At 59.6% G+C, this 24,007-nt stretch carries 25 protein-coding genes; 11 read left to right on the top strand and 14 right to left on the bottom strand.

What is annotated here, in order from left to right:
• Positions 1-155 precede the first annotated feature (155 nt).
• From ACMG4M_RS15180 to glnG, 6 genes are all read left to right on the top strand, one after another.
• Positions 156-1,253, top strand: a complete 1,098-nt coding sequence (locus tag ACMG4M_RS15180; RefSeq protein WP_414430322.1) for a tRNA (5-methylaminomethyl-2-thiouridylate)-methyltransferase — start codon at positions 156-158, stop codon at positions 1,251-1,253.
• 206 nt (positions 1,254-1,459) lie between these two features.
• On the top strand, positions 1,460-1,711 hold the full coding sequence (locus ACMG4M_RS15175; RefSeq protein ID WP_035245170.1) for a sulfurtransferase TusA family protein: 252 nt from the start codon (positions 1,460-1,462) through the stop codon (positions 1,709-1,711).
• A gap of 229 nt (positions 1,712-1,940) precedes the next feature.
• Positions 1,941-3,347 carry a glutamate--ammonia ligase gene (gene glnA, locus ACMG4M_RS15170; RefSeq protein ID WP_035245168.1) on the top strand — a complete coding sequence of 469 codons (1,407 nt, stop codon included), beginning with the start codon at positions 1,941-1,943 and terminating at the stop codon, positions 3,345-3,347.
• Between the two features lie 89 nt (positions 3,348-3,436).
• A complete protein-coding gene (locus ACMG4M_RS15165) occupies positions 3,437-4,162 on the top strand; it encodes a hypothetical protein (protein ID WP_414430320.1) in 726 nt (241 codons plus the stop codon).
• Between the two features lie 137 nt (positions 4,163-4,299).
• Positions 4,300-5,409, top strand: coding sequence for a nitrogen regulation protein NR(II) (glnL, locus tag ACMG4M_RS15160; protein WP_035245165.1), 1,110 nt, complete (start codon positions 4,300-4,302; stop codon positions 5,407-5,409).
• A gap of 55 nt (positions 5,410-5,464) precedes the next feature.
• Positions 5,465-6,898, top strand: coding sequence for a nitrogen regulation protein NR(I) (gene glnG / locus ACMG4M_RS15155; protein WP_035245163.1), 1,434 nt, complete (start codon positions 5,465-5,467; stop codon positions 6,896-6,898).
• 151 nt (positions 6,899-7,049) lie between these two features.
• Here glnG and ACMG4M_RS15150 read toward each other — a convergent pair whose 3' ends face one another.
• Complete coding sequence (locus tag ACMG4M_RS15150; protein WP_035245162.1) at positions 7,050-7,517, bottom strand: nuclear transport factor 2 family protein; 468 nt, start codon at positions 7,515-7,517, stop codon at positions 7,050-7,052.
• Here ACMG4M_RS15150 and pip point away from each other — a divergent pair.
• The 5 genes from pip to ACMG4M_RS15125 all read left to right on the top strand — a co-directional run bounded on the left by pip (position 7,516) and on the right by ACMG4M_RS15125 (position 12,397).
• Entirely contained in the window at positions 7,516-8,439 is a 924-nt protein-coding gene (gene pip, locus ACMG4M_RS15145) for a prolyl aminopeptidase (RefSeq protein WP_035245161.1), read from the top strand. The two genes, ACMG4M_RS15150 and pip, sit on opposite strands and share 2 nt — an antisense overlap.
• Positions 8,436-8,873: a D-aminoacyl-tRNA deacylase gene (dtd, locus tag ACMG4M_RS15140; protein ID WP_035245158.1), complete on the top strand. Its 438-nt coding sequence runs from the start codon at positions 8,436-8,438 to the stop codon at positions 8,871-8,873. Before pip ends, dtd begins: the two co-directional genes overlap by 4 nt.
• 178 nt (positions 8,874-9,051) lie before the next feature.
• A complete protein-coding gene (locus tag ACMG4M_RS15135; RefSeq protein WP_035245157.1) occupies positions 9,052-9,534 on the top strand; it encodes a DUF3015 domain-containing protein in 483 nt (160 codons plus the stop codon).
• A 224-nt stretch (positions 9,535-9,758) separates the two neighbouring features.
• Positions 9,759-11,477, top strand: coding sequence for a DUF4105 domain-containing protein (locus ACMG4M_RS15130; RefSeq protein ID WP_272962144.1), 1,719 nt, complete (start codon positions 9,759-9,761; stop codon positions 11,475-11,477).
• Positions 11,456-12,397, top strand: coding sequence for an alpha/beta hydrolase (locus tag ACMG4M_RS15125; protein ID WP_035245155.1), 942 nt, complete (start codon positions 11,456-11,458; stop codon positions 12,395-12,397). Before ACMG4M_RS15130 ends, ACMG4M_RS15125 begins: the two co-directional genes overlap by 22 nt.
• A gap of 127 nt (positions 12,398-12,524) precedes the next feature.
• On the opposite strand, the gene tatC is transcribed toward ACMG4M_RS15125, so the two are convergent.
• The 13 genes from tatC to priA all read right to left on the bottom strand — a co-directional run bounded on the left by tatC (position 12,525) and on the right by priA (position 23,864).
• On the bottom strand, positions 12,525-13,283 hold the full coding sequence (gene tatC, locus ACMG4M_RS15120) for a twin-arginine translocase subunit TatC (protein WP_035245154.1): 759 nt from the start codon (positions 13,281-13,283) through the stop codon (positions 12,525-12,527).
• Positions 13,276-13,629 (bottom strand): Sec-independent protein translocase protein TatB, encoded by a 354-nt coding sequence (gene tatB / locus ACMG4M_RS15115; protein ID WP_035245153.1) that lies wholly within the window; start codon positions 13,627-13,629, stop codon positions 13,276-13,278. The genes tatC and tatB overlap by 8 nt, the downstream gene beginning before the upstream one ends.
• 47 nt (positions 13,630-13,676) lie before the next feature.
• Positions 13,677-13,910 carry a Sec-independent protein translocase subunit TatA gene (gene tatA / locus ACMG4M_RS15110; protein ID WP_272962145.1) on the bottom strand — a complete coding sequence of 78 codons (234 nt, stop codon included), beginning with the start codon at positions 13,908-13,910 and terminating at the stop codon, positions 13,677-13,679.
• Positions 13,911-13,953: 43 nt separating this feature from the next.
• Entirely contained in the window at positions 13,954-14,289 is a 336-nt protein-coding gene (locus tag ACMG4M_RS15105) for a phosphoribosyl-ATP diphosphatase (RefSeq protein WP_035245151.1), read from the bottom strand.
• Positions 14,290-14,374: 85 nt separating this feature from the next.
• Positions 14,375-15,982, bottom strand: a complete 1,608-nt coding sequence (locus ACMG4M_RS15100) for an AarF/UbiB family protein (protein WP_035245150.1) — start codon at positions 15,980-15,982, stop codon at positions 14,375-14,377.
• The gene (locus tag ACMG4M_RS15095; protein WP_035245149.1) at positions 15,982-16,653 is read right to left on the bottom strand and encodes an SCP2 domain-containing protein; all 672 of its coding nucleotides are present in this window, start codon (positions 16,651-16,653) and stop codon (positions 15,982-15,984) included. The genes ACMG4M_RS15100 and ACMG4M_RS15095 overlap by 1 nt, the downstream gene beginning before the upstream one ends.
• Positions 16,650-17,402, bottom strand: a complete 753-nt coding sequence (ubiE, locus tag ACMG4M_RS15090; protein ID WP_035245148.1) for a bifunctional demethylmenaquinone methyltransferase/2-methoxy-6-polyprenyl-1,4-benzoquinol methylase UbiE — start codon at positions 17,400-17,402, stop codon at positions 16,650-16,652. Before ubiE ends, ACMG4M_RS15095 begins: the two co-directional genes overlap by 4 nt.
• Position 17,403: 1 nt before the next feature.
• Positions 17,404-18,099, bottom strand: coding sequence for an FFLEELY motif protein (locus tag ACMG4M_RS15085; RefSeq protein ID WP_272962148.1), 696 nt, complete (start codon positions 18,097-18,099; stop codon positions 17,404-17,406).
• Between the two features lie 108 nt (positions 18,100-18,207).
• On the bottom strand, positions 18,208-19,542 hold the full coding sequence (hslU, locus tag ACMG4M_RS15080; protein WP_035245146.1) for an ATP-dependent protease ATPase subunit HslU: 1,335 nt from the start codon (positions 19,540-19,542) through the stop codon (positions 18,208-18,210).
• A gap of 4 nt (positions 19,543-19,546) precedes the next feature.
• A complete protein-coding gene (gene hslV, locus ACMG4M_RS15075) occupies positions 19,547-20,071 on the bottom strand; it encodes an ATP-dependent protease subunit HslV (RefSeq protein WP_035245145.1) in 525 nt (174 codons plus the stop codon).
• Positions 20,072-20,332: 261 nt separating this feature from the next.
• Complete coding sequence (locus tag ACMG4M_RS15070) at positions 20,333-20,962, bottom strand: SPOR domain-containing protein (protein WP_035245144.1); 630 nt, start codon at positions 20,960-20,962, stop codon at positions 20,333-20,335.
• Positions 20,963-20,983: 21 nt separating this feature from the next.
• Positions 20,984-22,738, bottom strand: coding sequence for an arginine--tRNA ligase (gene argS / locus ACMG4M_RS15065; protein WP_414430319.1), 1,755 nt, complete (start codon positions 22,736-22,738; stop codon positions 20,984-20,986).
• A 121-nt stretch (positions 22,739-22,859) separates the two neighbouring features.
• Positions 22,860-23,864: a primosomal protein N' gene (gene priA, locus ACMG4M_RS15060; RefSeq protein WP_414430318.1), complete on the bottom strand. Its 1,005-nt coding sequence runs from the start codon at positions 23,862-23,864 to the stop codon at positions 22,860-22,862.
• Positions 23,865-24,007: the final 143 nt, after the last annotated feature.

Below are 24,007 nucleotides of genomic sequence, written 5' to 3'. Positions count from 1 at the left end.
TTCCCCGATTATGCACGGACGCTGCCTGTCTTGAGGAGCCCTGCGTGCCCTTCAGGTGACAGCCAGGCCGGGGTGAAGGGTGCGTCAGGAGCGCGTGATTGCTATACTGCGCCGCCCATTTTTTGAGCGCCGATCAAGGCAGCAGGTTTTTTCACATGATGTCTTCTGTAACTGAGTCAACCCAACCGATTAAGCGCCGTGCTATCGCACTGGTGTCCGGCGGGCTGGATTCCATGCTGGCAGTGAAGGTGATGCAGGAGCAGGGGATTGAGGTGGAGGGCGTCAATTTCTTCACCGGTTTCTGTGTGGAAGGCCATACCCATGCCATCCGCAAGAAGGACAAGGACAAGGAAAAGCGTAATAACGCCCTGTGGGTGGCCGAACAGCTGGGCATCAAGATGCACATCATTGATATCTCCGAGGAGTACAAAGATGTGGTGCTCAACCCCAGACATGGCTACGGGGCCAACCTCAACCCTTGTCTGGACTGCAAGATTTTCATGGTTAACCAGGCCACCCTGATGATCAACAAGGCCCGGGAGTTGGCCGGCGATAGGGGTTTTGATTTTATCGTCACTGGCGAGGTGATCGGCCAGCGTCCGAAAAGCCAGCGCAAGGCAACCATGCCGATTATCAGCGCGGAATCCGGCGCGGACGAGCGTCTGCTGCGGCCGCTATGCGCGAAGAACTTGCCAGCTACCCTGCCCGAACGTGAGGGCTGGGTAGACCGGGAATCCCTGCACGATTTTTCCGGCCGCAGCCGTAAGCCGCAAATGGCCCTGGCCAAGAAGTTCGGGCTGGATGACTTTGCCCAGCCTGCCGGTGGTTGCTGCTTTCTTACCGACGAATCCTATTCCAACAAGTTGGCGGATCTGTGGAAGTCCCGCAACGAGCGTCGCTACGAGCTTGATGACATCATGCTGTTAAAGGTGGGGCGTCATATACGTCCGCAGCCCCATTTAAAGCTGATCATCAGCCGGGAGGAAGGCGAGAACCGTTTCCTGGAGGGGTATCGCTACCAGTTTACCAGCATTACCACAGTGAGCTGCCCGGGGCCTTTGGCCTTGGTGGATGGCAATTTCCAGAATGATGAGGAAATGCAGCAGGCGGCGGCGATCGTGGCCCGTTATTCCAAGGGGCGTTCGTCGGATGAGGTTACCCTGGAAGTGCGCAGCCCGGATGGTGTGGCGCGCCAGGTCACTGTAGAGCCATTTCACCCGGATGCAGTGCCGTTGGCCTGGAATGTGGGGTAAAGGCAGCTATGAGCTGTTGGCTGCGAGGAAAACAAAAAAGTGCTGCTGGGGTTGTGCTTCGTTTGGGGCGCGGCACCCTCTTTAGAAGCTAGAAGCTAGAAGCTAGAAGCTAGAAGCTAGAAGCTAGAAGCTAGAAGCTAGAAGCTAGAACCCAGAACCCAGAACCCAGAACCCAGAACCCAGAACCCAGAACCCAGGGATCCCTGATGACCGAAGCTGTTCATGAACTGGATGTGCGCCGCATGTTGTGCCCCATGCCGGTGATCAAGACGCAGAATAAGGTGCGCACTCTGGCCACCGGCGATTGCCTGCGTGTGGTATGCACGGACCCCGGAGCGCTAAGCGATATCCCTGCCTGGTGCCGTATCAACGGGCATCAGGTGCTGGAAACCGGCGAGGCGGGCAACGAGGTGTTTGTGGTCCTGCGGGTCGGCGAAGACAATGGTGCACTATTTTAGTGCCATAAAATGGTGCGGCGCACCACAATAATGCACTATGAGGTGCTATCTTTCCCCTGATTCTGTATTTTAGCGTCAAATGCGCTAAAAAAGGGCTGGCATGGAACTTGCCTCCCTATTGGCAAAGCAGGCCTGGTGGCCGAGAATACCGGCTCTCTGTTCTGCCCTGATGCGGGGCGGGGCCATGAGCCAGAGACAAACCCGCTGTTCCTTAGGAGGACGCACGACAATGTCTGAAAAGACCCTCAAGCTGATTAAAGAAAATGATGTGAAATGGGTGGACCTGCGCTTCACCGATAGCCGTGGTAAGGAGCAGCACGTAACCCTCCCCGTGGGCGAAATCGACGAAGATTTCTTCCAGGATGGCAAAATGTTCGATGGCTCTTCCATCGCTGGCTGGAAAGGCATCAACGAGTCCGACATGGTGATGATGCCGGACGACGAGTCTGCCGTACTGGACCCGTTCACTGATGTGGCGACCGTCAACCTGCGCTGCGACATCCTCGAGCCGTCCACCATGCAGGGTTATGAGCGTGATCCGCGTTCCGTTGCCCGTCGTGCCGAGGAATACCTGAAGTCTACCGGTATTGCTGACACCGCACTGTTCGGTCCGGAGCCGGAATTCTTCGTATTTGATTCCGTGCAGTGGAAATCCGACATGCAGGGTTCCATGTACAATATTCACTCCGAAGAAGCAGCGTGGGTATCCCACGAAGACTTCGAAGGTGGCAACATCGGTCACCGTCCGGGCGTGAAAGGCGGCTACTTCCCGGTTCCGCCGGTAGATAGCCTGCACGACCTGCGTGGCGCCATGTGTTCCGCCATGGAGCAGATGGGTCTGCAGATCGAAGTGCATCACCACGAAGTGGGTACTGCGGGCCAGTGTGAAATCGGCGTTGGCGCCAACACCCTGACTGCCAAGGCTGACGAAGTACAGATTCTCAAGTACTGCGTACACAACGTGGCTCACGCCTACGGCAAAACAGCCACCTTCATGCCCAAGCCGCTGATCGGTGATAACGGTTCCGGTATGCACGTTCACGTGTCCCTGGGTAAAGATGGCAAAAACCTGTTCGCGGGTGACGGCTATGCAGGCCTGTCCGACGAAGCGCTGTACTTCATCGGCGGCATCATCAAGCACGCCCGTGCCCTGAACGCGTTCACCAATGCGTCCACCAACGCCTACAAGCGTCTGGTGCCCGGCTTCGAAGCCCCGGTAATGCTGGCCTACTCTGCCCGTAACCGTTCTGCTTCCATCCGGATTCCGTTTGTGAACAGCGCCAAGGCGCGTCGTATCGAAGCGCGTTTCCCTGATCCGTCTGCGAACCCGTACCTGTGTTTCGCGTCTCTGCTGATGGCTGGCCTGGACGGCATCAAGAACAAGATGCACCCTGGCGATGCCATGGATAAGGATCTGTACGATCTGCCGGCAGAAGAAGCCAAGGACATCCCGACCGTGGCGCATACCCTGACCATGGCGCTGGATTGCCTGGAAGCCGATATGGACTTCCTGACCGAAGGCGACGTGTTCTCCAAGGATATGCTGGAAGGCTACATCGCCCTGAAGCGTGGTGAGGTTGAACGTCTCAACATGACCCCGCACCCGGTGGAGTTCGATATGTACTACTCCTGCTGATTTCCCCTGGGAAAGCTCGCAGAAAGAAGGCCCCCGCTAGTCGGGGGCTTTTTTTGTCTGAAGAAAGACGGTAATGCATATGGTGTTTTGTGCATTTTGCCCTTTTCATCTTTCCAGAGGCTGTTCAGAATCGAAAGAAAGAGGGAGGTGTCCAGATGCTCAGGTTGATAGCGGGTATTGCCGTGCTGCTTATGACGGTTGTGTTGCAGGCTGAAGACGGGATTGTCGACGAAGAGGGCGCTTCCGCCGCGCAATCCAGAATTTACAAGCAGACGATGCCGGACGGTTCGGTGCAGTTCACGGATAAGCCTTTGTCTTCAGGGGCAGAGCCCGTTGATATCCGTAGTGTGAACACTGTGGAGGGTGCGAAAAAGACAGTGCGCCCGGTGGACAGCGAGCTACGGAAAAGTGCGCCTCCGGTAGTTTCCCGGCAGGAGTATGCCGGTCTGGCGGTCTCCAGTCCTGAGCCGGGTGCGACCATCCGTAACCCGGTGGAGTCGATACCCATTGAAGTGGCCATCAAGCCACAGCTACAACCAGGCGATCGGCTGGAGTTGACGCATAATGGTCAGGTTCTTGAAGGAACTTCACTGGATCGGCCAGAGCGAGGCGCGCATCAAATTCAGGCTCGGATTTTGAGTGCCGAGGGTGAGGTCCTGATCGAATCTGAAATTGTTGAGATCTATATCCACAGGACAACGGTGGGGGATATCAAACGGCAGCAGCAGCCCTCGAACGGGGGTGATACCGCCATACGTCCTGGCACATCGCAGCGCCCTGTTCAGCCGCTGCGCCCCTATTCGGCCCGCCCTTAAAGCACTGCTTTGGTGCAATTCTGCCTTGCCATCCCCTAAACTCATTATAGGCTCTGAGTCCTGTCGGGTTGTAGTGCCTGTTAGGTACGCATTATAGGTGCCAGCCCAAGTGGCCTGATAATTGCTTATGCCCTGTTATGGGCCAACAGTTGATGGGTGGTGTCACCTTGCACAAACGTTTACTCGATCACCTGCGTACCGCAGTGATCATGCTTGATGACAATCTGCAGGTCCGCTACCTGAATCCGGCGGCGGAAATGCTGCTTGCGACCAGTGCCAGCCGTGCCATGGGTCAGCCGTTACCGGACTATTTCTTTGATGATGAGGAAGCCCGTGCTGCCCTGCGCCAGTGCATTCGGGACGAGCATCCGTTTACCCGTCGGGAAGCCCGCCTGGCAGTGTCCCCCGGCTATGAAATAACGGTGGATTACTCAGTCAGCCCGATCAATGAGCCGGGGCAGACGCTGTGTCTGTTGATGGAACTTCAACCGCTGGACCGGCTGTTGCGCATTACCCGGGAAGAGGCGCTGATCCATGCTCATCAGGCCACCCGGGCGCTGGTGCGCGGTGTGGCACACGAGATCAAGAATCCGTTGGGCGGCATCCGCGGTGCTGCACAGTTGCTGGAGCGAGCCCTGCCGACCCCGGATCTGACCGAGTACACCAAGGTCATCATTGATGAGGCGGACCGGTTGCGCACGGTGGCAGACCGTATGCTGGGTCCGCGCAAACCGCCGGAATTCAAGGCGGTGAATATCCATGAGTGCCTGGAGCATGTGCGGCAATTGTTGCTGGCGGAACATCCCAGGGGTGTGTCCATCTGGCGGGATTACGATATCAGCCTGCCGGATGTGATCGCCGACCGGGATCAGATGATCCAGGTGCTGCTCAATATTATCCGCAACGCCACCCAGGCCTTGTTGGAATCGCACACCGAGGATGCCCGCATCATCATGCGCACACGGGTGTTGCGGCAGTTCACCATCGGCTCACTGCGCCACCGCCTGGTGCTGCGGGTGGATATTATCGACAACGGCCCGGGCATAGCTCCGGATGTGCAGGAGACCCTGTTCTATCCCATGGTCAGTGGCCGGGCCAGTGGTACCGGGCTGGGATTGTCCATTGCCCAGTCCATCATCAGCCAGCACCAGGGGCTGATCGAGTGCGAAAGCGTACCGGGCAAAACCGTATTCAGTATTTTGCTGCCAATGGAGCAGCCGGAAGTAACGGAGAGCGAACAGTCATGAGCGCCTATGTAGCCGTGAGTAACGACAACAGTGAAAATCCAGGGAGAGGCCGGTCATGAGCGTAACCGTATGGGTAGTCGACGATGACCGCTCCATTCGCTGGGTGCTGGAAAAGGCACTGAGCCAGGAAGGATACGCGGTAACCTGTTTCGAAGATGGCGATGAGGCGCTGAATACCCTGGAAGAGGGAGCGCAGGAGCCGGAGGTGCTGATCAGTGACGTGCGAATGCCCGGTACTGATGGCCTGCGCATGCTCAAGATCCTGCAGCGCAAGAATCCGGACCTGCCGGTGATCATCATGACCGCCCATTCCGATCTGGATTCGGCGGTGGCCTCCTACCAGGGCGGGGCCTTTGAGTACCTGCCCAAGCCGTTTGATGTGGATGAGGCGGTAGCGCTGGTGCGCCGCGCCATCAAGCACCGGGAAGAATCCCGTGGTGAACAGCCGGCCGCGGTGGAGGAAGAGTCCACTGAGATTATCGGTGAAGCACCGGCCATGCAGGAGGTGTTTCGCGCTATTGGTCGGCTCAGCCATTCCAACGTCACCGTATTGATCAATGGCCAGTCCGGTACCGGTAAAGAGCTGGTGGCGCGGGCACTGCATAGCCATTCCATGCGGCGGGAAAAGAATTTCGTTGCCCTGAACATGGCGGCCATTCCCAAGGATCTGATCGAGTCGGAACTGTTTGGCCATGAAAAAGGTGCCTTTACTGGCGCCAACAACCAGCGTGTAGGCCGCTTCGAGCAGGCCAATGGCGGCACCCTGTTTCTCGATGAAATCGGTGATATGCCGCTGGAAGCGCAGACCCGTCTGTTGCGGGTATTGCAGGAAAGTGAGTTTTACCGGGTCGGAGGTACAACGCCTATCCATGTGGACGTGCGGATTATTGCCGCCACCCACCAGGATTTGGAAAAACTGGTGAAGGAAGGGGACTTCCGGGAGGATTTGTTCCACCGGCTAAACGTGATTCGCATCCATATTCCGCGTATGGCCGAGCGCCGCGAAGACATTCCCCGGCTGGCCAATTATTTTCTCCAGCGTGCAGGCCATGAATTGGGTGTGGAGCCGAAAATTCTGCACAAGGATACCGAGAAATACCTGTCTGCCCAGGCGTGGCCGGGCAATGTGCGGCAGCTGGAAAATACCTGTCGCTGGCTGACCGTAATGGCGTCCGGTCGCGAAGTCCTTGTGGATGATTTGCCCCCGGAATTGAAAGAAGCGGGTGCCGCCAAGGGGGCTGATGTGTCCGGCGACTGGCTCAAGTCCCTGCGCAACTGGGCCGATCGCGCCCTGTCACAGGGTGAGCGCAGCATCCTCGAACAGGCGGTTCCCGGCTTTGAGCGCACCATGATCGAAGTGGCCCTGCAGCACACCGGCGGCCGCAAACGTGACGCCGCCGCTCTGCTCGGCTGGGGGCGAAACACTCTTACCCGCAAGATCAAGGAGCTGGATATGGAAGGAGAGTTGACAGCAGGGGAAGAGGATTGAAAGGCAATTGATGATTGAGAATGGATAATTGATAACTCGCCAGAAGGGATAGTAAAGCTTAAAACGCAAGAGGCCGCGACAATGGTTTAGTCGCGGCCTCTTGCACTCAAAGATAACAGAACGCCAACCCGCGTCGTTATCAATTATCAATTCACTCCCTAAGCCCGTTCGCCGTCAGCCCCTCAATCTTCCACTCTCCGTCCTCGCGCCAGTCGCTCACCACCCGGTAGCTGTCGGCGTTGTCGGGCATCACGCTTTGCCCGCCCCAGGCGAAGGCGGTGAAGGTGACGCGGGCGTGGCGCTGGGTAACCGGATCCAGCTCGATGTTGATCTGGGTGAGTGCGAGCTGACGCTTCGGGTAGCGCAGGAAAGTGCCCATCACCAGGCGCCGAAGCTCGTCGCGCTGCAGGATCTGGCCGCCACGCTGAATCTCTGCCGGATCGGTGAGGGCATCCATAACCGTGCCGGTATCGCCGGCTTCTATGGCTGTCTCAAGCTTTTCCAGAGCATCCAGAATGGCTTGCTCCGGTGGTGTTTTGTTGCAGCCAGCGATCAACAGTTGCAGGGCAATCAGCAGCAGGTATGCTGAAATCTTTCTGCAGACAAGTGCAGTTCTCATGGCGTTATTTCCCTTGCCGAACAGTTATCGGCAGTCTCTGGTGCCGGTGGGTCAGGGGCATCAGCTTTATGTGGAAGAAAGTGGTAACCCGAACGGCGTGCCAGTGATCGTGTTGCACGGTGGCCCCGGTGGCGGTTGCTCGCCGTTCATGGGCCGCTTTTTCGATCCCCGGCGGTTTCGCATTATTCTCTTCGACCAGCGGGGTAGTGGTCAAAGCCGTCCCTTTGCGTCTACCAGCCACAATACCACCTCGCATCTGATTGCTGATCTGGAATCTCTCCGCGAGGCCCTTGGGGTGGAGCGATGGCGAGTGTTTGGTGGTTCCTGGGGCGTCACTCTGGCTCTGGCCTATCTGGCGGCGCATCCGCAGCGAGTCGTCGGTATGGTGCTGCGGGGCGTCTTCCTCTGTCGTCAGCAGGATCGTGACTGGCTTTATACGTCAGAGGGTGCGGCGCGGCTGTTCCCTGAAGAATGGGCTGCATTACAGAAGCAGGCCCCGCCTGGCGAGGGGAGCCTGCTGCAGCGCTATCATCAGGGGCTGAAAGGAGATCGTGCCCGCTATCATGCCCGTAGCTGGTGTAACTGGGAGTCCACGCTGGCGTTAACGTCGGTGCTACCGTCCGGTGAAGCCAGTGACGATGAGTTATGCATGGCCATGCAGGAAACCCATTATTTTCTTCATGATGGTTTCCTGACAGCGCCGTTGCTGGAGGCTTGTGCCGGCATGACCCTGCCGGTGGAAATGGTTCACGGCACCCGGGATTTTGTCTGCCCGGCGGATCAGGCCCTTGCTCTGCATCAGGTATTGCCAGGCAGTCGACTCCACTGGGTGGAAGGGGGCAGTCATTCTTCCTCCGACCCGGCGATTTCCAATGCACTGATGGATGCGGTAAATCGACTGGAAAAGAGGATTGACGATTGAAGGTGTTGTTGCAGCGTGTCAGCGAAGCGTCGGTGACGGTGTCCGGTGATTGTGTGGGGCGCATTGGTCAAGGTCTGCTGTTGCTGGTTGGCATTGAGCCCGGCGACGATGAGGCTACGATTGCGCGTATGGCCGAGAGGACGGTGGGATATCGGGTGTTTGCCGACAGTGATGACAAGATGAACCTGGATGTGCGAGATATTCATGGCGCAATTCTTGCCATATCCCAGTTCACTCTGGCGGCAGATACCCGCAAAGGGCGTCGGCCCAGCTTCAGCAAGGCAGCCCAGCCGGAGCAGGGCAAACAGCTATACGAGGGTTACCTGCGGGAGCTGGAGAAACAGAATATTCCGGTGCGCAGCGGAGTCTTTGGTGCCGATATGCAGGTTCAACTCGTCAATGATGGACCCGTCACATTTCTTTTGAGCTCGTGACACCGGTTTTGCAATTGTATTGCAAAGGTCCTCGCCTTGTTTATGATGAAGTTTGTTACCTGATTACGGGTGACGGGGAGAGCACTGAGCAGCATCGCTGCAAAAGGGTTGCGAAATACAGCCTGGTGCTGTGAAGTATCCCCAGGGACGACATATAAAAACTTGGAGGTATCTCAGGATGAAAAAGACGCTTATCGCTGCCACTCTGCTTGGCGCTTCTACTTCTGCCATGGCTGTAGCACCGGGTGGTCCGGGCTGTGGTTGGGGCAACTTGTTGTTCGAAGGCAACTCCGGTCTGCCTATGCACCTGCTGGCGACCATTGTGAATGGCACCTCCGGCAACGCCACCTTTGGTATGACTACCGGCACCAACGGTTGTGATACCAATGGTTCTCTGACCTACAGCGGCCAGAGCCTGCTGGGTATGACCGGTGTGATGGAAGAAGTGGCTCAGGATATGGCAACCGGTGAAGGCGAAGCCCTGACCGCACTGTCCGTATCCATGGGCATCGAAGCTGGCGACCGCGCTCGCTTCAATGCTGCCATGCATGAAAACTTTGCAGTTATCTTCCCGCACCAGGATGTGACTGCCGAAGAAGTCATGGCCAGCATCACCGAGGTAATGAAGCAGGACCAGAGCCTGTCCAAGTACCTGGCGTAAACGGCTAGCACGTTTACCGACAAGCCCCGCCCAACGGCGGGGCTTTGTTTGTCTGATCTGAAATCACGGATTCAGGTCTGAATTTCCCCCGCCCGAATCACGGATAATACCGGATGCGCACTGGACTGTTTTGTGTGCTGCTGTGCTGGATTGCCCCGGCGTTGGCCGCGAACTCCTCTCCCTCATTGGTTGATCTTGCCGCTTCATCACGATGGCAGGCTCTCATGCATGTAAATCCCGGTGCCACCCTGCGTGACCGGGGACGCAGTTATATCGACGACGACAATTATTTTCTGGCAGACAATGGCAAGGATGATGTGCTTGCCGAATTGCGGGCAACGGCTGCTGCGCTTGAGCCGGCAGAAGCCCCGGATCGTTGTCGTTTCCCTGCCCGCTATCGTTTCCTGGCCGGGCATTTCAATTGGCAGGATGATACGCCGTTTGCCCACTGCGAGGATTATTCCGAATGGCGTGCTGCGGTACAGGCCAGTCGGGCAGTGCTGGTTTTTCCTGCGGCTTATCTGAACAGCCCGTCTTCCATGTTCGGTCACACTCTGTTGCGCCTGGATCAGGGCGAAGGCAGTGCCGTGTGGTTGTCCTGGGCGGTGAACTTCGGTGCGGTATCCAGCGAGGCCGACAATTCCCTGTTTTATATTTACCGGGGTCTGGCGGGTGGTTATCCCGGGCGATTTGCCCTGGTCCCTTACGTGCAAAAAATTCAGGAATACTCCCACATGGAAAACCGCGACATGTGGGAGTACACCCTGGACCTGGATCAGCAGGAAATTGACTGGCTGATTGAGCATCTGTGGGAATTGAAGGACATCAATTTCGATTACTACTTTTTTGATGAAAATTGCTCCTTTCGTTTGCTGGAGCTGGTGGAGGTAGCACGTCCGGGGTCGCAGCTGCTGACAGAATTACGGTTTGCCGAAGTGCCGGTGAATACGGTGCGCGCCCTGGATGACCGGGATCTGATCAGCGAGCGCCACTACCGGCCCTCCAAGGCGGTGGAGCTGGATAACCTGCGCCGCCAGATGACGCCGCGCCAACAGAAGCTGGCCCGGCGTCTGGCGGATGATCCCGGTTTAATGGAATCGGAAGAATTCCTGCAAGCCGGTGCGGAGCAGCAGGCGCAGATGGTCACCACAGCCTACCGCTATCTGCGCCTGGTCAACCGCAAGGGGGCACGGGATCCAGAGGTCGCCAGGGATTCCTTTGTCTTGCTGACAAAGATGAATCAGTTGCCCAGGGTCGATGTGCCGGAAACGCAGGACCCCGAGCCGCCGGAAGCCGGCCATGGCACCCAGATGCTGGCGCTGGCTGGTGGTCAGCGCGAAGGAAACCAGGATTTTGGGGAACTGAGTTACCGGCTGACCTATCATGACTTGCTGGATAATAATTACGGGTTTCTGCGCGGAGCACAGATCCAGGGGCTCGGACTGACGTTGCGCAGCACGGAATCCGGTGATCCACGACTGGAAGAACTGGATGTGGTGAGCATTCGCTCGCTGGCCCCCCGTAACCGCTTCAGCAAACCGCTGAGCTGGTATGTGGAGGGTGGCCTGGAGAGAGCCTGGGCGGGGCGTCGCAGACTGGTTCGCTATGTTCAGGGCGGTGCGGGTGGCAGCTGGGCCATGGGGAACTGGCAGCCTTACCTGTTAACCAGCCTGCGAATGGAAAATAATAGCGACTTCGATACCTTCCTCACCCCCGGGGCCGGGCTGGATGCCGGTCTGCTCTACCAGCGTGGGCGCTGGCAGTGGCAAGTGGGGAGCGTGGGGCATTACTTCAACAACGATACCTATCGACATACCTCCGAGCTTGCCGTGCACTGGGCGTTTGCCCGACAGCACGGACTGCGGGCATCGCTGAGCCGGGAAGGCTGGCGCGGGGATGGTGATAACGAGTTCAAACTGCAATGGCGATGGTACTTCGACTGATCCTGCTGACTGGGCTGGCCATGGCGCTGGCCGGCTGCAGCAAACTGTTCTTCTATCCCATGGAGCCCTGGGTACAAAACCCGGAAAACCAGGGGCTCAGCTACGAGGATGTGGTGTTGATCCATCCGCGCGGGCTGCGCCTGCATGGCTGGTGGCTGCCGGCAGCCGGTGATGGTCATGTGCGTGGCACCGTGTATTTTCTTCATGGCAATGCTCAGAACATCAGCACCCATCTGGCCAGTGTGCAATGGTTGCCAGAGCAGGGGTATAACGTTTTTCTCCTTGATTACCGTGGCTATGGTTTGTCAGAGGGAAAGCCGAAACTGCCGGCGGTGTTCGACGATGTGCAGCTGGGGCTGGACTGGTTGCGCAATGCCAAGAGTGCCGAGGGCCCGCTGACAGTGTTTGGTCAGAGCCTGGGGGGCGCCATGGCAGCGACGGTGCTGGGAGATGCCGAGAATCAGGGTGCGGCGGACTGCGTGGTGCTGGAGGCGGCGTTTGCCAGTTATCGGGGTATCACCAATGATGTGATGAAAGGCAGCTGGTTGCTGTGGCCGCTGCGTTGGTTGGTGCTACCGGGTATGCCCGGCACCGACCTGGACCCGGAATCCCGTATTGCAGGGGTGGCACCGACGCCCTTGCTGGTGATGCACAGCGAAGACGACCCGATTATTCCCTATGACCACGGCAAGCGGTTGTTTGCTGCTGCCAGCGAGCCGAAAACGTTCCAGCGCTTGCGTGGCGGGCATATCGAAAGCACCCGGGATCCGTCGGTGCAGCAACGCATAGTGGATTTTCTGCAGCACAATGGCTGCGCCGCACCGGCACCAGCGCCACCGGCCCGTGATGACGGTATGGATGGCCTGGCGCCGTTGCCGTTGCCGCCAGCGCCAACCGGCAATAATGGCTACCGCTTTTAATGAAGGAGGCTGCCGAGCGCGAGACTGTGCGTAGGGGGTAGATTAGGCCAAAGGGCGTAATCCACCATAAGGTGGGAGAGTATTCGATGTGCCTGGTCTGGTGGATTACGCCTTCGGCTAATCCACCCTACGGGTCGGGCGTCTCCTGCTGTTTCTGCTTTTCCCGACGTATCAAACGCGCGGCCATCAGGCCAACCTCGAACAGGAACCACATGGGCAGCGCCAGCAGGGTCTGGCTGATGATGTCCGGTGGTGTTAGCAGCATGCCTACCACGAAGCAGCCCACCACCACATAGGCGCGGGCGCTGGCCAGTTTTTCCACTGTGGTGGCCCCGGTACTGACCAGCAGCACGATGGCGATGGGTAACTCAAAGGCCAGCCCGAACGCCAGGAACAGGGCCAGCACAAAATCCAGATAGCTGCTGATGTCCGTGGTCACCGCCACCCCTTCCGGGGCAATGGCGGTAAAGAACTGGAACATCAGCGGGAATACCACGAAATAGGCAAAGGCAGCGCCGGCGTAAAACAGCAGCACGCTGCTGCCCAGTAGCGGGATGGCCAGGCGTTTTTCATGCCGGTACAGGCCAGGTGCCACAAAGGCCCAGGCCTGATGCAGGATAAAGGGCATGGCCACGAAGATGCTCAGATACAGGGTTAGTTTGAAGGGCGCCAGGAACGGCGAGGCGACGCCGGTGGCGATCATGCTGGTACCTTCCGGCATGGCCTGCATCAGCGGTTTGGCCACGAGGGTGTACAGTTCTCGAGAGAAATAAAACAGCCCCAGGAACACCACGGAGATGGCTGCCATGGCTTTGAGCAGGCGATTGCGCAGTTCCAGCAAATGGGCAATCAGTGGCTGGCCGGAATCGTTGCTGGCGTCATTCATGGCGCGGTGGTTCCTGGGTTTTTTCACTGTCGTCGGCGGAGTCCGCTTGCGAGTCGCGGGGGGTTCTCGCCTTGGCAATCTGTTCCGGGCTTAGCAGGCTTTCTTTGGCGTCGCGGATGCTGTCTTCATCCAGGCCCATCTCGCGCATCTGTTTTTCCATGCGTTCGCGCATGTCCTGGGTGACCGCTTCGCGCTCCAGTTCGCTTTTCAGATGATTGAAGGTGGAGCGGGCACGACCGATCCATTGCCCCAAAGTGCGCGCCACCGTGGGAAGACGCTCGGGGCCAAGCACCACCAGACCAATGACGAAGATCAGGGTAAGTTCGGCAAAGCCGATATCGAACATGGAAACCTCTTAACGGGGCGTTGGAGAAGCCGAAAGCCCGGGCCAGATCAGGCTTGGTCTTTTTCCTTGTCCTTTTCGGTTTTTTGTTCGGGAGCCTCTTTCTCTTCGTCGGCCAGGCGCTTCTGATCCTGCTCTTCCTCGCCGTCTTTCATGGCATTTTTGAAGCCTTTTACGGCTCCGCCAAGGTCGCCACCCATATTGCGCAGCTTCTTGGTGCCGAACAACAGGACCACGATGGCCAGAAGGATCAGTAACTGCCAAATGCTGATGCCGGAAAACATGCTGTCTCTCTCCAGTAGGTCAGGCGCCGATAGTCAGGGCGGTTCAGTGCTTGCTGCCGCGCGCCGCTTTTTCGTCATGGCCGGACAGGCCGAAGCGGCGCTCCAGTTCTGCCAGTACCTTGTCAGGGTGTTCTCCCAGTTTGGCCAACATGACCAGACTATGGAACCACAAATCTGCGGTTTCGCTGATCAGCGCATCGGTTTTGCCGCTGACCTCCGCGTCGCGGGCGGCGAGAATGGTTTCCACCGCTTCCTCGCCCACTTTTTCCAGGATCTTGTTCAATCCTTTGGCGTACAGGCTGGCCACGTAGGAGCTGTCCGGGTCGGAGCCCTTGCGGGATTCAAGCACCTGATGGAGCTGACTGAGTATATCTGACATAGCGTTTGTACTTTCTTTATTGTTGGCGCCTGCTGCGGGCGGGCGCCGACGGATTATCCGGTGTGCCGCAGTGCGGTGCCACAGTCTAGCGCCGCCAGCTCCAGCTCACCAGCAGCATGGCAGCCGCGGCCAGTGGCCAGCTGAAATGGGGGGTTGCCAGCCACACGGCGGTGCCGGCGCAGCCCAGGCCGGCCAGACCGGCAAACAGCTTGTGCCGATGGCGTAACAGGGCCTGTTCGAAGCGGGCTTCCAGGCGGTCCTGTTGATAGGGCAGTTCGCGCAGGCTTTCCAGACCGTCGCGCAGCAGATCCGGCATGTCAGGCAGCTGGGCGGTCCACTCCGGCATGCGGTTCTGCAGCTTTTTTAGCGTGGCGCTGGGCCCGTATTCGGCCAGCATCCAGGCCTCCAGCAGCGGCCGTCCGGTGCTCCAGATATCCAGTTGCGGGTAAATGCTGCGCCCCAGCCCTTCGATATGTACCAGGGTCTTCATCAGCAGGATGTACTGCACCGGCATTTCGATGTGGTAGTTGCGCGCCATATCGAACAGCTTCATCACCAGCGGCGCGAATTCCAGCTGGTCCAGTTGGGCGGAGCGCACCGGCTCGACAATGTCGATCACGGCCCGCTCAAAGCGGGGGCGGTCGATGGGGGCGGTATTCCAGCCGGCGCGGATCACCGCATCCACCAGGGCGCTGTAATCCTCGCGCATGACGGCCAGCACCATGCGGCCCAGCACGTTCAGGTCTTCCTTCGACAAGCGCCCGGCGATGGCCGCATCCACGGCCATATACTGGGGGGATTCCGGGTGTTCCGGGTTGACGAAGATGTTGCCCGGGTGCATGTCCGCGTGGAAAAAGTTGAAACGGAATACCTGGGAAAAGAAGATCTCCACGCCCCGTTCTGCGAGCACCTTGGGATCAATGCCGGCAGCCTTGATGCGCTCGATATCATTCACCGGGATGCCGTGAATGCGATCCATGATGATCACGGTGGGACTGGACAGCTCCAGATGAATGGCCGGGATATGCAGCAGCGGGCTGAACAGGAAGTGCCGGCGCATGGTTTCGCTGTTGCGGGCCTCGGCGGCCAGATCCAGTTCGCCAAGGATGATGTCCCGATAATCCTGTACCACCCGGGCCGGGCGGAAATAGCGGGCATCGCGCCACAACCGTTCCAGCCAGCGGGCGCCGAAGGCCATTACCTTCAGGTCCCGGTGCACCACCGGACGGATGGTGGGGCGCAGTACCTTGGCCACCACCTGTTGGCCATTGTGCAGGGTAGCGGCATGGACCTGGGCCACGGAGGCGGCGGCCATGGGCGTTGTGTCAAAGTCGAGGAATACCTCATCGAAGGGTTGGCTCAGGCTGGCTTCCACCAGATCCCGGGCCTGTTGCCCGTCGAAGGGCGCCACCTGGTCCTGCAGTCGGGCCAGGGCGCTGGTCCACTCCGGTGGCAGCATGTCCTGGCGGGTGGCCAGCAGTTGGCCGAACTTGATGAAGATGGGGCCGAGGCGTTCCAGGGCCTTCTGCAGGCGCTCGCCTTCGCTGAGTTTGCCGGTGCCAAGCCAGCTTGAAGGTACCAGGAATGACAGCATCAGCAGCACATTGCGCAGCGGATGCGAGGGCAGCAGGGCAATCAGCCGGTAGCGGCACACCACATGGGCGACCACCAGAATGCGGGTAACGGGCAGCATCAGTCGGTGGCGCTCCCGTTGCTGGTATTGCCGGACCGTGCAGTGCGCAGGCGCTGGATACGGGCATCCAGACGGTCCACGTCCATGCGCAGCTCGTCCACGTCCTGACCGAATTCGTAGACGTCCCGGCGCCCGGGGGTCAGGCCGGATTCGTTGCCCACGTAGTCGGCCAGTTGCTCGGTCAGCCGACCGGCGGCCTGGCGGGCCCAGCCGAACAGGCGACGGGCGCTATAATCCAGTTGCTGGGCCAGTTCCGAGCCGGTCACCGGCTCTAGGATGGCGCCCCAGTCGATTTGCAGTTCACGGGCCAGTTGCTGCATTTCCTGCAACAGTTCCCGGTTGCCGCTGATATCCACCGGGCCGCCAATGACGCCGGGGCGGGTATTCCAGTTGAGCAGCAGGGAGGCCAGGTCCATGGGGTTGCCCTTTACCGTGACATCCGCGTTGGCATCGCTGCGGTGATATAACTCCACCCCGTCTTCCACGATCAGCGCATAGATGGCCAGCGGCGGTAAGGTCACCTCGATGGCCAGCAGGCGCCCGGCATGCAGCGCCAGCCGGTCGGCGCTGGCCGGATCGGAGCGCAGGGCGGTGTTAATGGCTCGTTCCACCGTAGCCAGAGCGGTGGTGGAGAGGAGGCCGGGGGAGCGGGACTGGTCTTTCAGACTCAAAATTTGAACCCTCTGTGCAGCGCCACGATGCCACCCAGCATGTTGAAGTATTCGGTACGGGCGAAGCCGGCCTGGTCCATCATCCCCTGCAGAGTGTCCTGGTCCGGGTGCATGCGGATGGACTCGGCCAGGTACTGGTAGCTGTCTGCGTCATTGACGATCAGCTTGCCCAGTTTGGGCCATACGCCGAAGGAGTACAGCTCGTAGGCCTTGGCCAGGGGCTTGTGCACCGGGGTGGAAAATTCCAGTACCAGCAGCCGGCCACCGGGTTTCAGTACCCGCAGCATGGAGCGCAGGGCGGCATCCTTGTCGGTGATGTTGCGCAGGCCGAAGGCAATGGTGATGCAGTGGAAGCTGTTGTCTTCGAAGGGCAGGCATTCGCCGTTTACCTGGGCGACCTGGGTATTGTGGCTGCAACCCGCGTCGAACAGACGGTCGCGGCCCACTGCCAGCATGGCGTCATTGATATCTGCCAGCACCACCTGCCCAGTTTCGCCGACAAGACGGGAAAACTTGATGGCCAGGTCACCGGTGCCGCCGGCCAGATCGAGTACCTTGTGGCCCGGACGAATGCCGGCAAGTTCGATGGTCATGCGCTTGAGCAGGCGATGGCTACCCATGGAAATCAGGTCGTTCATGACATCGTATTTGCCCGCCACCGAGCGGAATACGCCAGCCACTTTCTGCTGCTTTTCCTGCCACGGTACCTGCTGGTAACCGAAGTGGGTGACCTTGGTTTCGTCGTTCATGTCAGTCCTCGAAGGGGGCCGGGTGATGGTCGTAGACCTTCTGCATGATGGTCTCTTCCCGTGCGGCCAGCTGCTCCAGCAACAGGCCCACACTGGGCACTGGCTTCATCACCCGGAAGCTGCGATCCATGAAATCATACAGGTTCGCAAAGCCTGCCGCATGGGCCGGTCTGCGTACCATGCGAAAGGTGGTCTGTATCATTCGCGAGCGGATATAGCGGTCCAGCCGATGGCCAAGCTCAGCCACCAATTGTAGCTGGCGCTGGCGGGCAGGGTGATGGCTTTGCTGGCGAAACCCCTTGAGGTAGGTCAGCTCCGTGAGCGGTTGATCCAGCTCGTCACTCAGCCAGTCGGTGACCTGCTCGTCCAGCTCCTGGGTGAGAATGGCGGCCTCCAGAGCGCTGGCGGAGGTGGCCATGACCTTGTCCGGCAGCAGCTTCATGGCCTTGGGCAGGGCGCGCCGGATTTCCCGGGCCACCGGTAGCAGCTCGCGACCACCGTAGACTTCCTCGAGGAGAAAACGGATGCCCTCCGCCGTGGCCGGAGCGTTCAGAAGATGGCGATGGGTGTGCTTGAGACGTTCCCCCTGCCAGTCCTGTAGACGTTGCAGGCGGGCGAGAAACAGGGTGTCGTCGCCATGCTGGCGCAGGGCAAAGAAACGGTCCAGATAGTGTTGTAGTTGTTCGCCGGCGGTCATGGTTTTTCCTCCGGCGGGGATCATAGCAGGAAAGGGGGTGGACGACGGAAGTCAGGCATCCAACACTTGCAGGTTTCGTGTCAGATGCCCGACCTCAGACGCGGGCCATCAGAGGATGTAGCGGCTCAGATCCTCGTCATCGGCCAGCTCACCCAGATAGCGGTCCACCGCTTCGGCGTCGAGTACCAGCGCCTTGTCGTGGTACTGGGTGGCCAGGGAGTCGGCATCGTAGCTGATCTCTTCCAGTAGCTTTTCCAGTACCGTGTGCAGACGGCGGGCACCGATATTTTCGGTGCGCTCGTTGACCTGCCAGGCCACCTCGGCGATGCGCCGGATGCAGTCGTCGGTGATCTCCAGATTAAGCCCTTCGGTGTCCAGCAGGGCCTTGTACTGCTCGGTGAGCGAACATCTGGGTTCGGTGAGAATGCGCTGGAAGTCATCTGGCGTCAGCGCGCTTAGTTCCACGCGAATGGGCAGACGGCCTTGCAGCTCCGGGATCAGGTCGCTGGGTTTGGACAGGTGGAAGGCGCCGGAGGCGATGAACAGGATGTGGTCGGTTTTCACCATGCCGTATTTGGTAGACACGGTGCAGCCTTCGATCAGCGGCAGCAGATCGCGCTGGACCCCTTCCCGGGATACATCGGTGCCGCCGCTTTCGCCGCGTTTGGCCACCTTGTCGATTTCATCCAGGAACACAATGCCGTTGTTTTCCACCGCATCAATGGCCTGCACCTTCAATTCGTCTTCATTGACGAAACGTGCCGCTTCCTCGTCGCGGATCAGTCGGTAGGCTTCGCGGACACGCAGTTTCTGGGTGCGCTTGTTACCGCTGCCGCCCATTTTCGAGAACATCTGCTGCAGCTGGCTGGTCATCTCTTCCATGCCTGGCGGTGCCATGATTTCCACCCCGGCCGGGTTGCTGGACACCTCGATCTCGATTTCCTTGTCGTCCAGCTCACCCTCGCGCAGTTTCTTGCGAAAGATCTGACGGGTGCTGTTGTCGGTCTTGTTCTCTTCCTCGCCGCGGGCGGCGGGTAGTAGGGCATCGAGAATGCGTTCCTCGGCGGCATCATCAGCCTGGCTGCCGACGCGGGCGATGGCTTTCTCGCGTAGCATCTTGATGGCCATTTCCACCAGGTCACGAATGATGGATTCCACATCGCGGCCCACATAGCCCACTTCCGTGAACTTGGTGGCCTCGATCTTGATAAAGGGGGCATCGGCCAGTTTGGCCAGGCGGCGGGCAATTTCGGTCTTGCCCACGCCGGTAGGGCCAATCATCAGAATATTTTTGGGCGCCACTTCAGCGCGCATTTCTGCCGGCAGCTGCATGCGACGCCAGCGGTTGCGCAGGGCCAGGGCAACGGATTTTTTCGCCGGCTCTTGGCCGACAATGTGCTTGTTCAGTTCATGAACAATTTCGCGCGGGGTCAGGTTTGGCATCGGATTACCAGCTCAATTCTTCAATGGTTTGCTGTTGATTGGTGTAGACGCAGATATCGCCGGCAATGGTCAGGCTCTTCTCGACAATATCTCCGGCAGCCAACTCGGTGTTGTGTAGCAGGGCAGTGGCGGCTGCCTGGGCAAAGGGTCCACCGGAACCGATAGCGATCAGGTCGTTTTCCGGCTCTATGACGTCGCCATTGCCGGTGATGATCAGTGAGGCTTCCTTGTCGGCCACGGCCAATAGAGCTTCCAGGCGACGCAGGGCGCGGTCGGTGCGCCAATCCTTGGCCAGCTCTACAGCGGCCCGGACCAGATGGCCCTGGTGTTTTTCCAGTTGCGCTTCAAATCGCTCAAACAGGGTGAAGGCATCGGCGGTGCCGCCGGCAAACCCGGCAATGACCTTGCCGTGGTAGAGGCGGCGGACCTTGCGGGCATTGCCTTTCATGACGGTGTTGCCCAGTGACACCTGGCCGTCACCGCCAATCACAACGCTATTGCCGCGGCGTACGGATACGATAGTGGTCACGGTAAGCTCCTTTTATAGTGGTTTTGCAGATGTGGGGCTGGCGATAAGGGATTCAAGGGAAGAGAGGGCATTTGATAATTGATAGTGGATAGCTCGCGAGGGGGCTTGGTGCCGGGCCAGCAGAGGGTGCGCTCATGGTTTCGTTGCGACGTCTGCGCTTTGAGAGTCACAGCCATGGATTGGGTCGTTATCAATTATCCATTAGCCGCAGGAGCTTGATCCCGCCTCGCTTGCGGGCAAGCTCCTGCAGTTGGAACGTCCTCACTTCTTCATCTTGATCGGCAGGGTCTCAATGCCATTGCCGGCCAGTTGATCCTGGGCCCGGTGCATGGCGTTAAGGTTGTCGTAGGGGCCGATCATGACCCGGTGCCAGCTGTCTCCGCTTTCCAGGTCCACGGACTGAATGGAGGCATCGAAGCCCTTCAGGATCAGCTCGGCACGGCGGCGGTCGGCATCCTCGTTGCGGCGAAAACTGCCCGCTTGCAGCAGATAGCGCTCGCTGCTGGAGCGTGTGCCGGCGTCCGGTTTGCGTTCGCTGGTCGGTTTGTCCTGAGCGGGTTTGCGGCTGTCCCGGCTGCCAGAATCGGTTTCATTCTGCGGCACGATCACTTCCATCTTCGGCAGTACTGCGTAGAAATCGAATTGCGGGGAATCGTCGCTGCTGTCCTTTTTCGGTGCTGGCTTGGCCGGTTTGGCGGGCTGCTCCGGCTTCTGTGCCACCTTGCCGTTATTTCCTTGCTCCAGCTGGGTCTTGCCCAGGTGAAACAGGAACGCCACAAACAGGCCCACCATCAGCCCGGTGAACAGCCACACCCAGCCCGGGACCTGGCGTTGCGTCTTCTTGCGTACCGGGCCGCGGCTGGCCCCTCGTTTGCTGGTGTTCTTTGCCATGGGGTGTCCTGTGGTTCTCGGCTACATCCGTTCGAGCGGGCTCAGGCCCAGCAGTTCCATGCCCTGTTTCAGGGTGCGGGCGGTAAGGGCTGCCAGCTTCAGGCGGCTCTGTTTGAGGGCCTCATTGTCGCCGGAGAGGATCGGGCAATGCTCGTAAAAAGTGGAAAACAGGCCGGCCACGTCATACAGATAGGTGCAGAGCAGGTGTGGCAGGCCTTTTTCGGCCACGCTTTCCAGTACTTCCCCGAATTGCACCAGGCGGGCGGCCAGTGCCTGCTCCGCGTCTTCCTGAAGCTGGAAGTCACCGCTGACCTGGGCCATCTCCAGACCGGCCTTGCGGAATACGCTGGCCACCCGGGTGTAGGCGTAGAGCAAATAGGGGGCGGTGTTGCCTTCGAAGCTGAGCATCTGCTCGAAATTGAAGATGTAGTCACTGCTGCGGTTCTTCGACAGGTCCGCGTATTTCACTGCGCCAATACCCACGGCGTGGGCGATGGTTCGCAGGTCCTGGTCGTCCAGTTGCGGGTTCTTGTCCTTGACTAGGGTATAAGCGCGTTCTTCAGCTTCGTCGAGCAGATCAATCAGTTTCACGGTGCCGCCGTCGCGGGTCTTGAACGGGCGACCGTCCGGGCCGTTCATGGTGCCGAAGCCCATGTGTTCGAGCTCGGTGGGCTCAGGCACAAAGCCGGCCCGTTTGGCCAGGCTGAACATCTGCTGGAAGTGCAGGGCCTGACGCTGGTCCACGAAGTAGAGCATGCGGTCGGCATGCAGGGTGCCGGCCCGGTAGCGCAGGGCGGCCAGGTCGGTGGTGGCGTACAGATAGCCACCGTCGGCTTTCTGCACGATCACCGGCAGCGGGGCACCTTCCTTGTTCTTGAATTCGTCCATGAACACGCACTGGGCGCCCTGATCCTCGCTGAGCAGGCCTCTGGCGTCCAGATCGCTGACCACTTGCGCCAGGTCATCGTTGTAGGCGCTTTCACCGCGCACGTCCGCTGGAGTCAAGCTGACGCCCAGGCGGTCATAGACGGCCTGGCAGTGGCTCAGGGAGACGCTGTTGAATTCCCGCCACAGAGCCAGGCAGTCTTCGTCGCCGGCCTGAAGTTTTACTACCAGGCTGCGAGCGCGGGTGGCGAATGCGTCGGATTCGTCAAAGCGCTGCTTGGCGGCACGGTAGAAACCTTCCAGGTCTCCCAGCTCGCGGGACAGCTCGGAGTCGCTTTCCTCGCTTTTCTGTTCTTCCAGGTAGGCCAGCAGCATGCCGAACTGGGTGCCCCAATCGCCCACGTGATTCTGGCGAACCACCGCGTGGCCGAGGAATTCCAGGGTGCGCACCACTGCATCGCCGATGATGGACGAGCGCAGGTGCCCCACGTGCATTTCCTTGGCCAGATTGGGGGAGGAGTAGTCCACCACCACGGTCTGTGCCTGCTCAGGGCGGGGTACAGCAAGGTATGGGTCCGCCAGTGCCTGATCCAGCAGGCCGGTGAGCCAGTCATCGGCCTGGAAAAAATTGATAAAACCGGGGCCGGCGATTTCCACTTTGGCCACGGCGTTGTCCGCCGGCAGGGCGGCAATCAGTTTTTCCGCCAGGTCGCGGGGCTTCATGCCGGCGGGTTTGGCCAGCATCAGCGCGATATTGGTGGCGAAGTCGCCGTGGCTCTTGTCCTTGGTGCGGTCGATCTGCGCCGGGCGCTTGGCCTCGGCGGGCAGAGCCCCCTCGGCAATCAGGGTGTCCAGGGCGCTGTCGATCAGGGTAATCAGGCGTTCTTTCATGGCATTCTTTTGTGGAGGGCATCTGGGCCGTTCGATTGGGCGGCGATTGTACGGGAAATGGCGGGATTACGCAGCACGGGACACGCAGCGCGCGCCCCGCGGTCCACAGCATGCTGCCTTCTCACAACATATCAATTGGATCCACATCCAGATGCCAGCGGCACTGGCGGGCGGTGGGCAGGGTGCGGGCCTGTTCCAGCAACAGGCTGATGGCCTGGTGCAGGGGGGGGCGGCTGGTACATTGCAGCAACATCTGGGTGCGGTAGCGGCCGGCGCGTCTTTCCATGGGGGCGGGGACCGGGCCCAGCAGGTGCACGTCCGGGGGCAGGGGAATACCTGCAAGCTGCTGCAGAAACTCCATGGCCTTGTTCATGCTCATGGCTTCGCAGCGGAACAGGGCCAGGTGGCCGAAGGGGGGCAGGCCGGCCATCTTCCGTTCCTCCAGCAAGGCGCTGGCCAGGGCCGGGTAGTCGCCGCTGGCGGCCAGTTGCAGGAGTGGGTGGTCCGGGTGGCGGGTCTGCAGCAGTACCCGCCCCTGGTTTTCCCGGCCGCTGCGGCCTGCCACTTGCAGCAGCAGTTGGGCGGCCTGTTCCGGGCCGCGAAAGTCGGCGCTGAGAAAGCCGGCATCCATATCCAGAATCACTACCAGAGACAGTTTCGGGAAGTGATGCCCCTTGGCCAGCATCTGGGTGCCCACCATTACCACCGGGTTGCCTTGCTGGATGGTGGCCAAGTGGGCGTCCAGGCTGCCCTTGCGGCGGGTGGCATCCCGGTCGATGCGGATTACCGGCACCTGTATTGACTGTTCCAGCAATTCGGTGAGTTTTTCGGTGCCGCTGCCAGCTTCATGGATGGCGCTGGAGCCGCAGTCCGGGCAACGCGATGGCACCCGTTGCTGATAGTCGCAGTGGTGACAGCGCAGACTGCCTTCGCTGCGGTGCCAGGTGAGGAAGCTGTCGCAACGGCGGCATTCCGCCTGCCAGCCGCAATCCTGGCAGAGAATCATGGGGGCGTAGCCGCGCCGGTTGATAAAGACCAGGGCCTGGTTGCCCTGCTCTACGCAGTGTTTTATCGCCTGCAAGGGACTGGGGGAGCAGTGGCTGGCCGGGGGCGGCCAGGGTGCCATCGAGGATTTCGATGGGCGGGCGTCCCTGATCCGTGGCCCGTTGCGACAGTTTCAGCCATTGAAAGCGCTCTTGCCGAGCGAGCTGCAGTGTTTCCAGGGCTGGGGTGGCGCTGCCGAGTACTACCGGGATGTCCAGTTGCTGG

It is taken from the genome of Alcanivorax sp. IL3 (assembly GCF_047495465.1).
GTDB classification, from domain to species: domain Bacteria; phylum Pseudomonadota; class Gammaproteobacteria; order Pseudomonadales; family Alcanivoracaceae; genus Alcanivorax; species Alcanivorax jadensis.
Note: the sequence above shows the minus strand (reverse complement) of the source record. Positions and strands in the feature narration are given on the sequence as shown.

Excerpts from the sequence above, each read along its gene's own strand:
- ACMG4M_RS15180 (WP_414430322.1), top strand. The coding sequence starts at position 156 with ATGATGTCTTCTGTAACTGAGTCAACCCAACCGATTAAGCGCCGTGCT.
- ACMG4M_RS15175 (WP_035245170.1), top strand. The coding sequence starts at position 1,460 with ATGACCGAAGCTGTTCATGAACTGGATGTGCGCCGCATGTTGTGCCCC.
- glnA (WP_035245168.1), top strand. The coding sequence starts at position 1,941 with ATGTCTGAAAAGACCCTCAAGCTGATTAAAGAAAATGATGTGAAATGG.
- glnL (WP_035245165.1), top strand. The coding sequence starts at position 4,300 with ATGGGCCAACAGTTGATGGGTGGTGTCACCTTGCACAAACGTTTACTC.
- glnG (WP_035245163.1), top strand. The coding sequence starts at position 5,465 with ATGAGCGTAACCGTATGGGTAGTCGACGATGACCGCTCCATTCGCTGG.
- pip (WP_035245161.1), top strand. The coding sequence starts at position 7,516 with ATGGCGTTATTTCCCTTGCCGAACAGTTATCGGCAGTCTCTGGTGCCG.
- ACMG4M_RS15150 (WP_035245162.1), bottom strand. The coding sequence starts at position 7,517 with ATGAGAACTGCACTTGTCTGCAGAAAGATTTCAGCATACCTGCTGCTG.
- ACMG4M_RS15135 (WP_035245157.1), top strand. The coding sequence starts at position 9,052 with ATGAAAAAGACGCTTATCGCTGCCACTCTGCTTGGCGCTTCTACTTCT.
- ACMG4M_RS15130 (WP_272962144.1), top strand. The coding sequence starts at position 9,759 with ATGCATGTAAATCCCGGTGCCACCCTGCGTGACCGGGGACGCAGTTAT.
- ACMG4M_RS15125 (WP_035245155.1), top strand. The coding sequence starts at position 11,456 with ATGGCGATGGTACTTCGACTGATCCTGCTGACTGGGCTGGCCATGGCG.
- tatC (WP_035245154.1), bottom strand. The coding sequence starts at position 13,283 with ATGAATGACGCCAGCAACGATTCCGGCCAGCCACTGATTGCCCATTTG.
- tatB (WP_035245153.1), bottom strand. The coding sequence starts at position 13,629 with ATGTTCGATATCGGCTTTGCCGAACTTACCCTGATCTTCGTCATTGGT.
- tatA (WP_272962145.1), bottom strand. The coding sequence starts at position 13,910 with ATGTTTTCCGGCATCAGCATTTGGCAGTTACTGATCCTTCTGGCCATC.
- ACMG4M_RS15105 (WP_035245151.1), bottom strand. The coding sequence starts at position 14,289 with ATGTCAGATATACTCAGTCAGCTCCATCAGGTGCTTGAATCCCGCAAG.
- ACMG4M_RS15100 (WP_035245150.1), bottom strand. The coding sequence starts at position 15,982 with ATGCTGCCCGTTACCCGCATTCTGGTGGTCGCCCATGTGGTGTGCCGC.
- ubiE (WP_035245148.1), bottom strand. The coding sequence starts at position 17,402 with ATGAACGACGAAACCAAGGTCACCCACTTCGGTTACCAGCAGGTACCG.
- ACMG4M_RS15085 (WP_272962148.1), bottom strand. The coding sequence starts at position 18,099 with ATGACCGCCGGCGAACAACTACAACACTATCTGGACCGTTTCTTTGCC.
- hslU (WP_035245146.1), bottom strand. The coding sequence starts at position 19,542 with ATGCCAAACCTGACCCCGCGCGAAATTGTTCATGAACTGAACAAGCAC.
- ACMG4M_RS15070 (WP_035245144.1), bottom strand. The coding sequence starts at position 20,962 with ATGGCAAAGAACACCAGCAAACGAGGGGCCAGCCGCGGCCCGGTACGC.
- argS (WP_414430319.1), bottom strand. The coding sequence starts at position 22,738 with ATGAAAGAACGCCTGATTACCCTGATCGACAGCGCCCTGGACACCCTG.
- priA (WP_414430318.1), bottom strand. The coding sequence starts at position 23,864 with ATGGCACCCTGGCCGCCCCCGGCCAGCCACTGCTCCCCCAGTCCCTTG.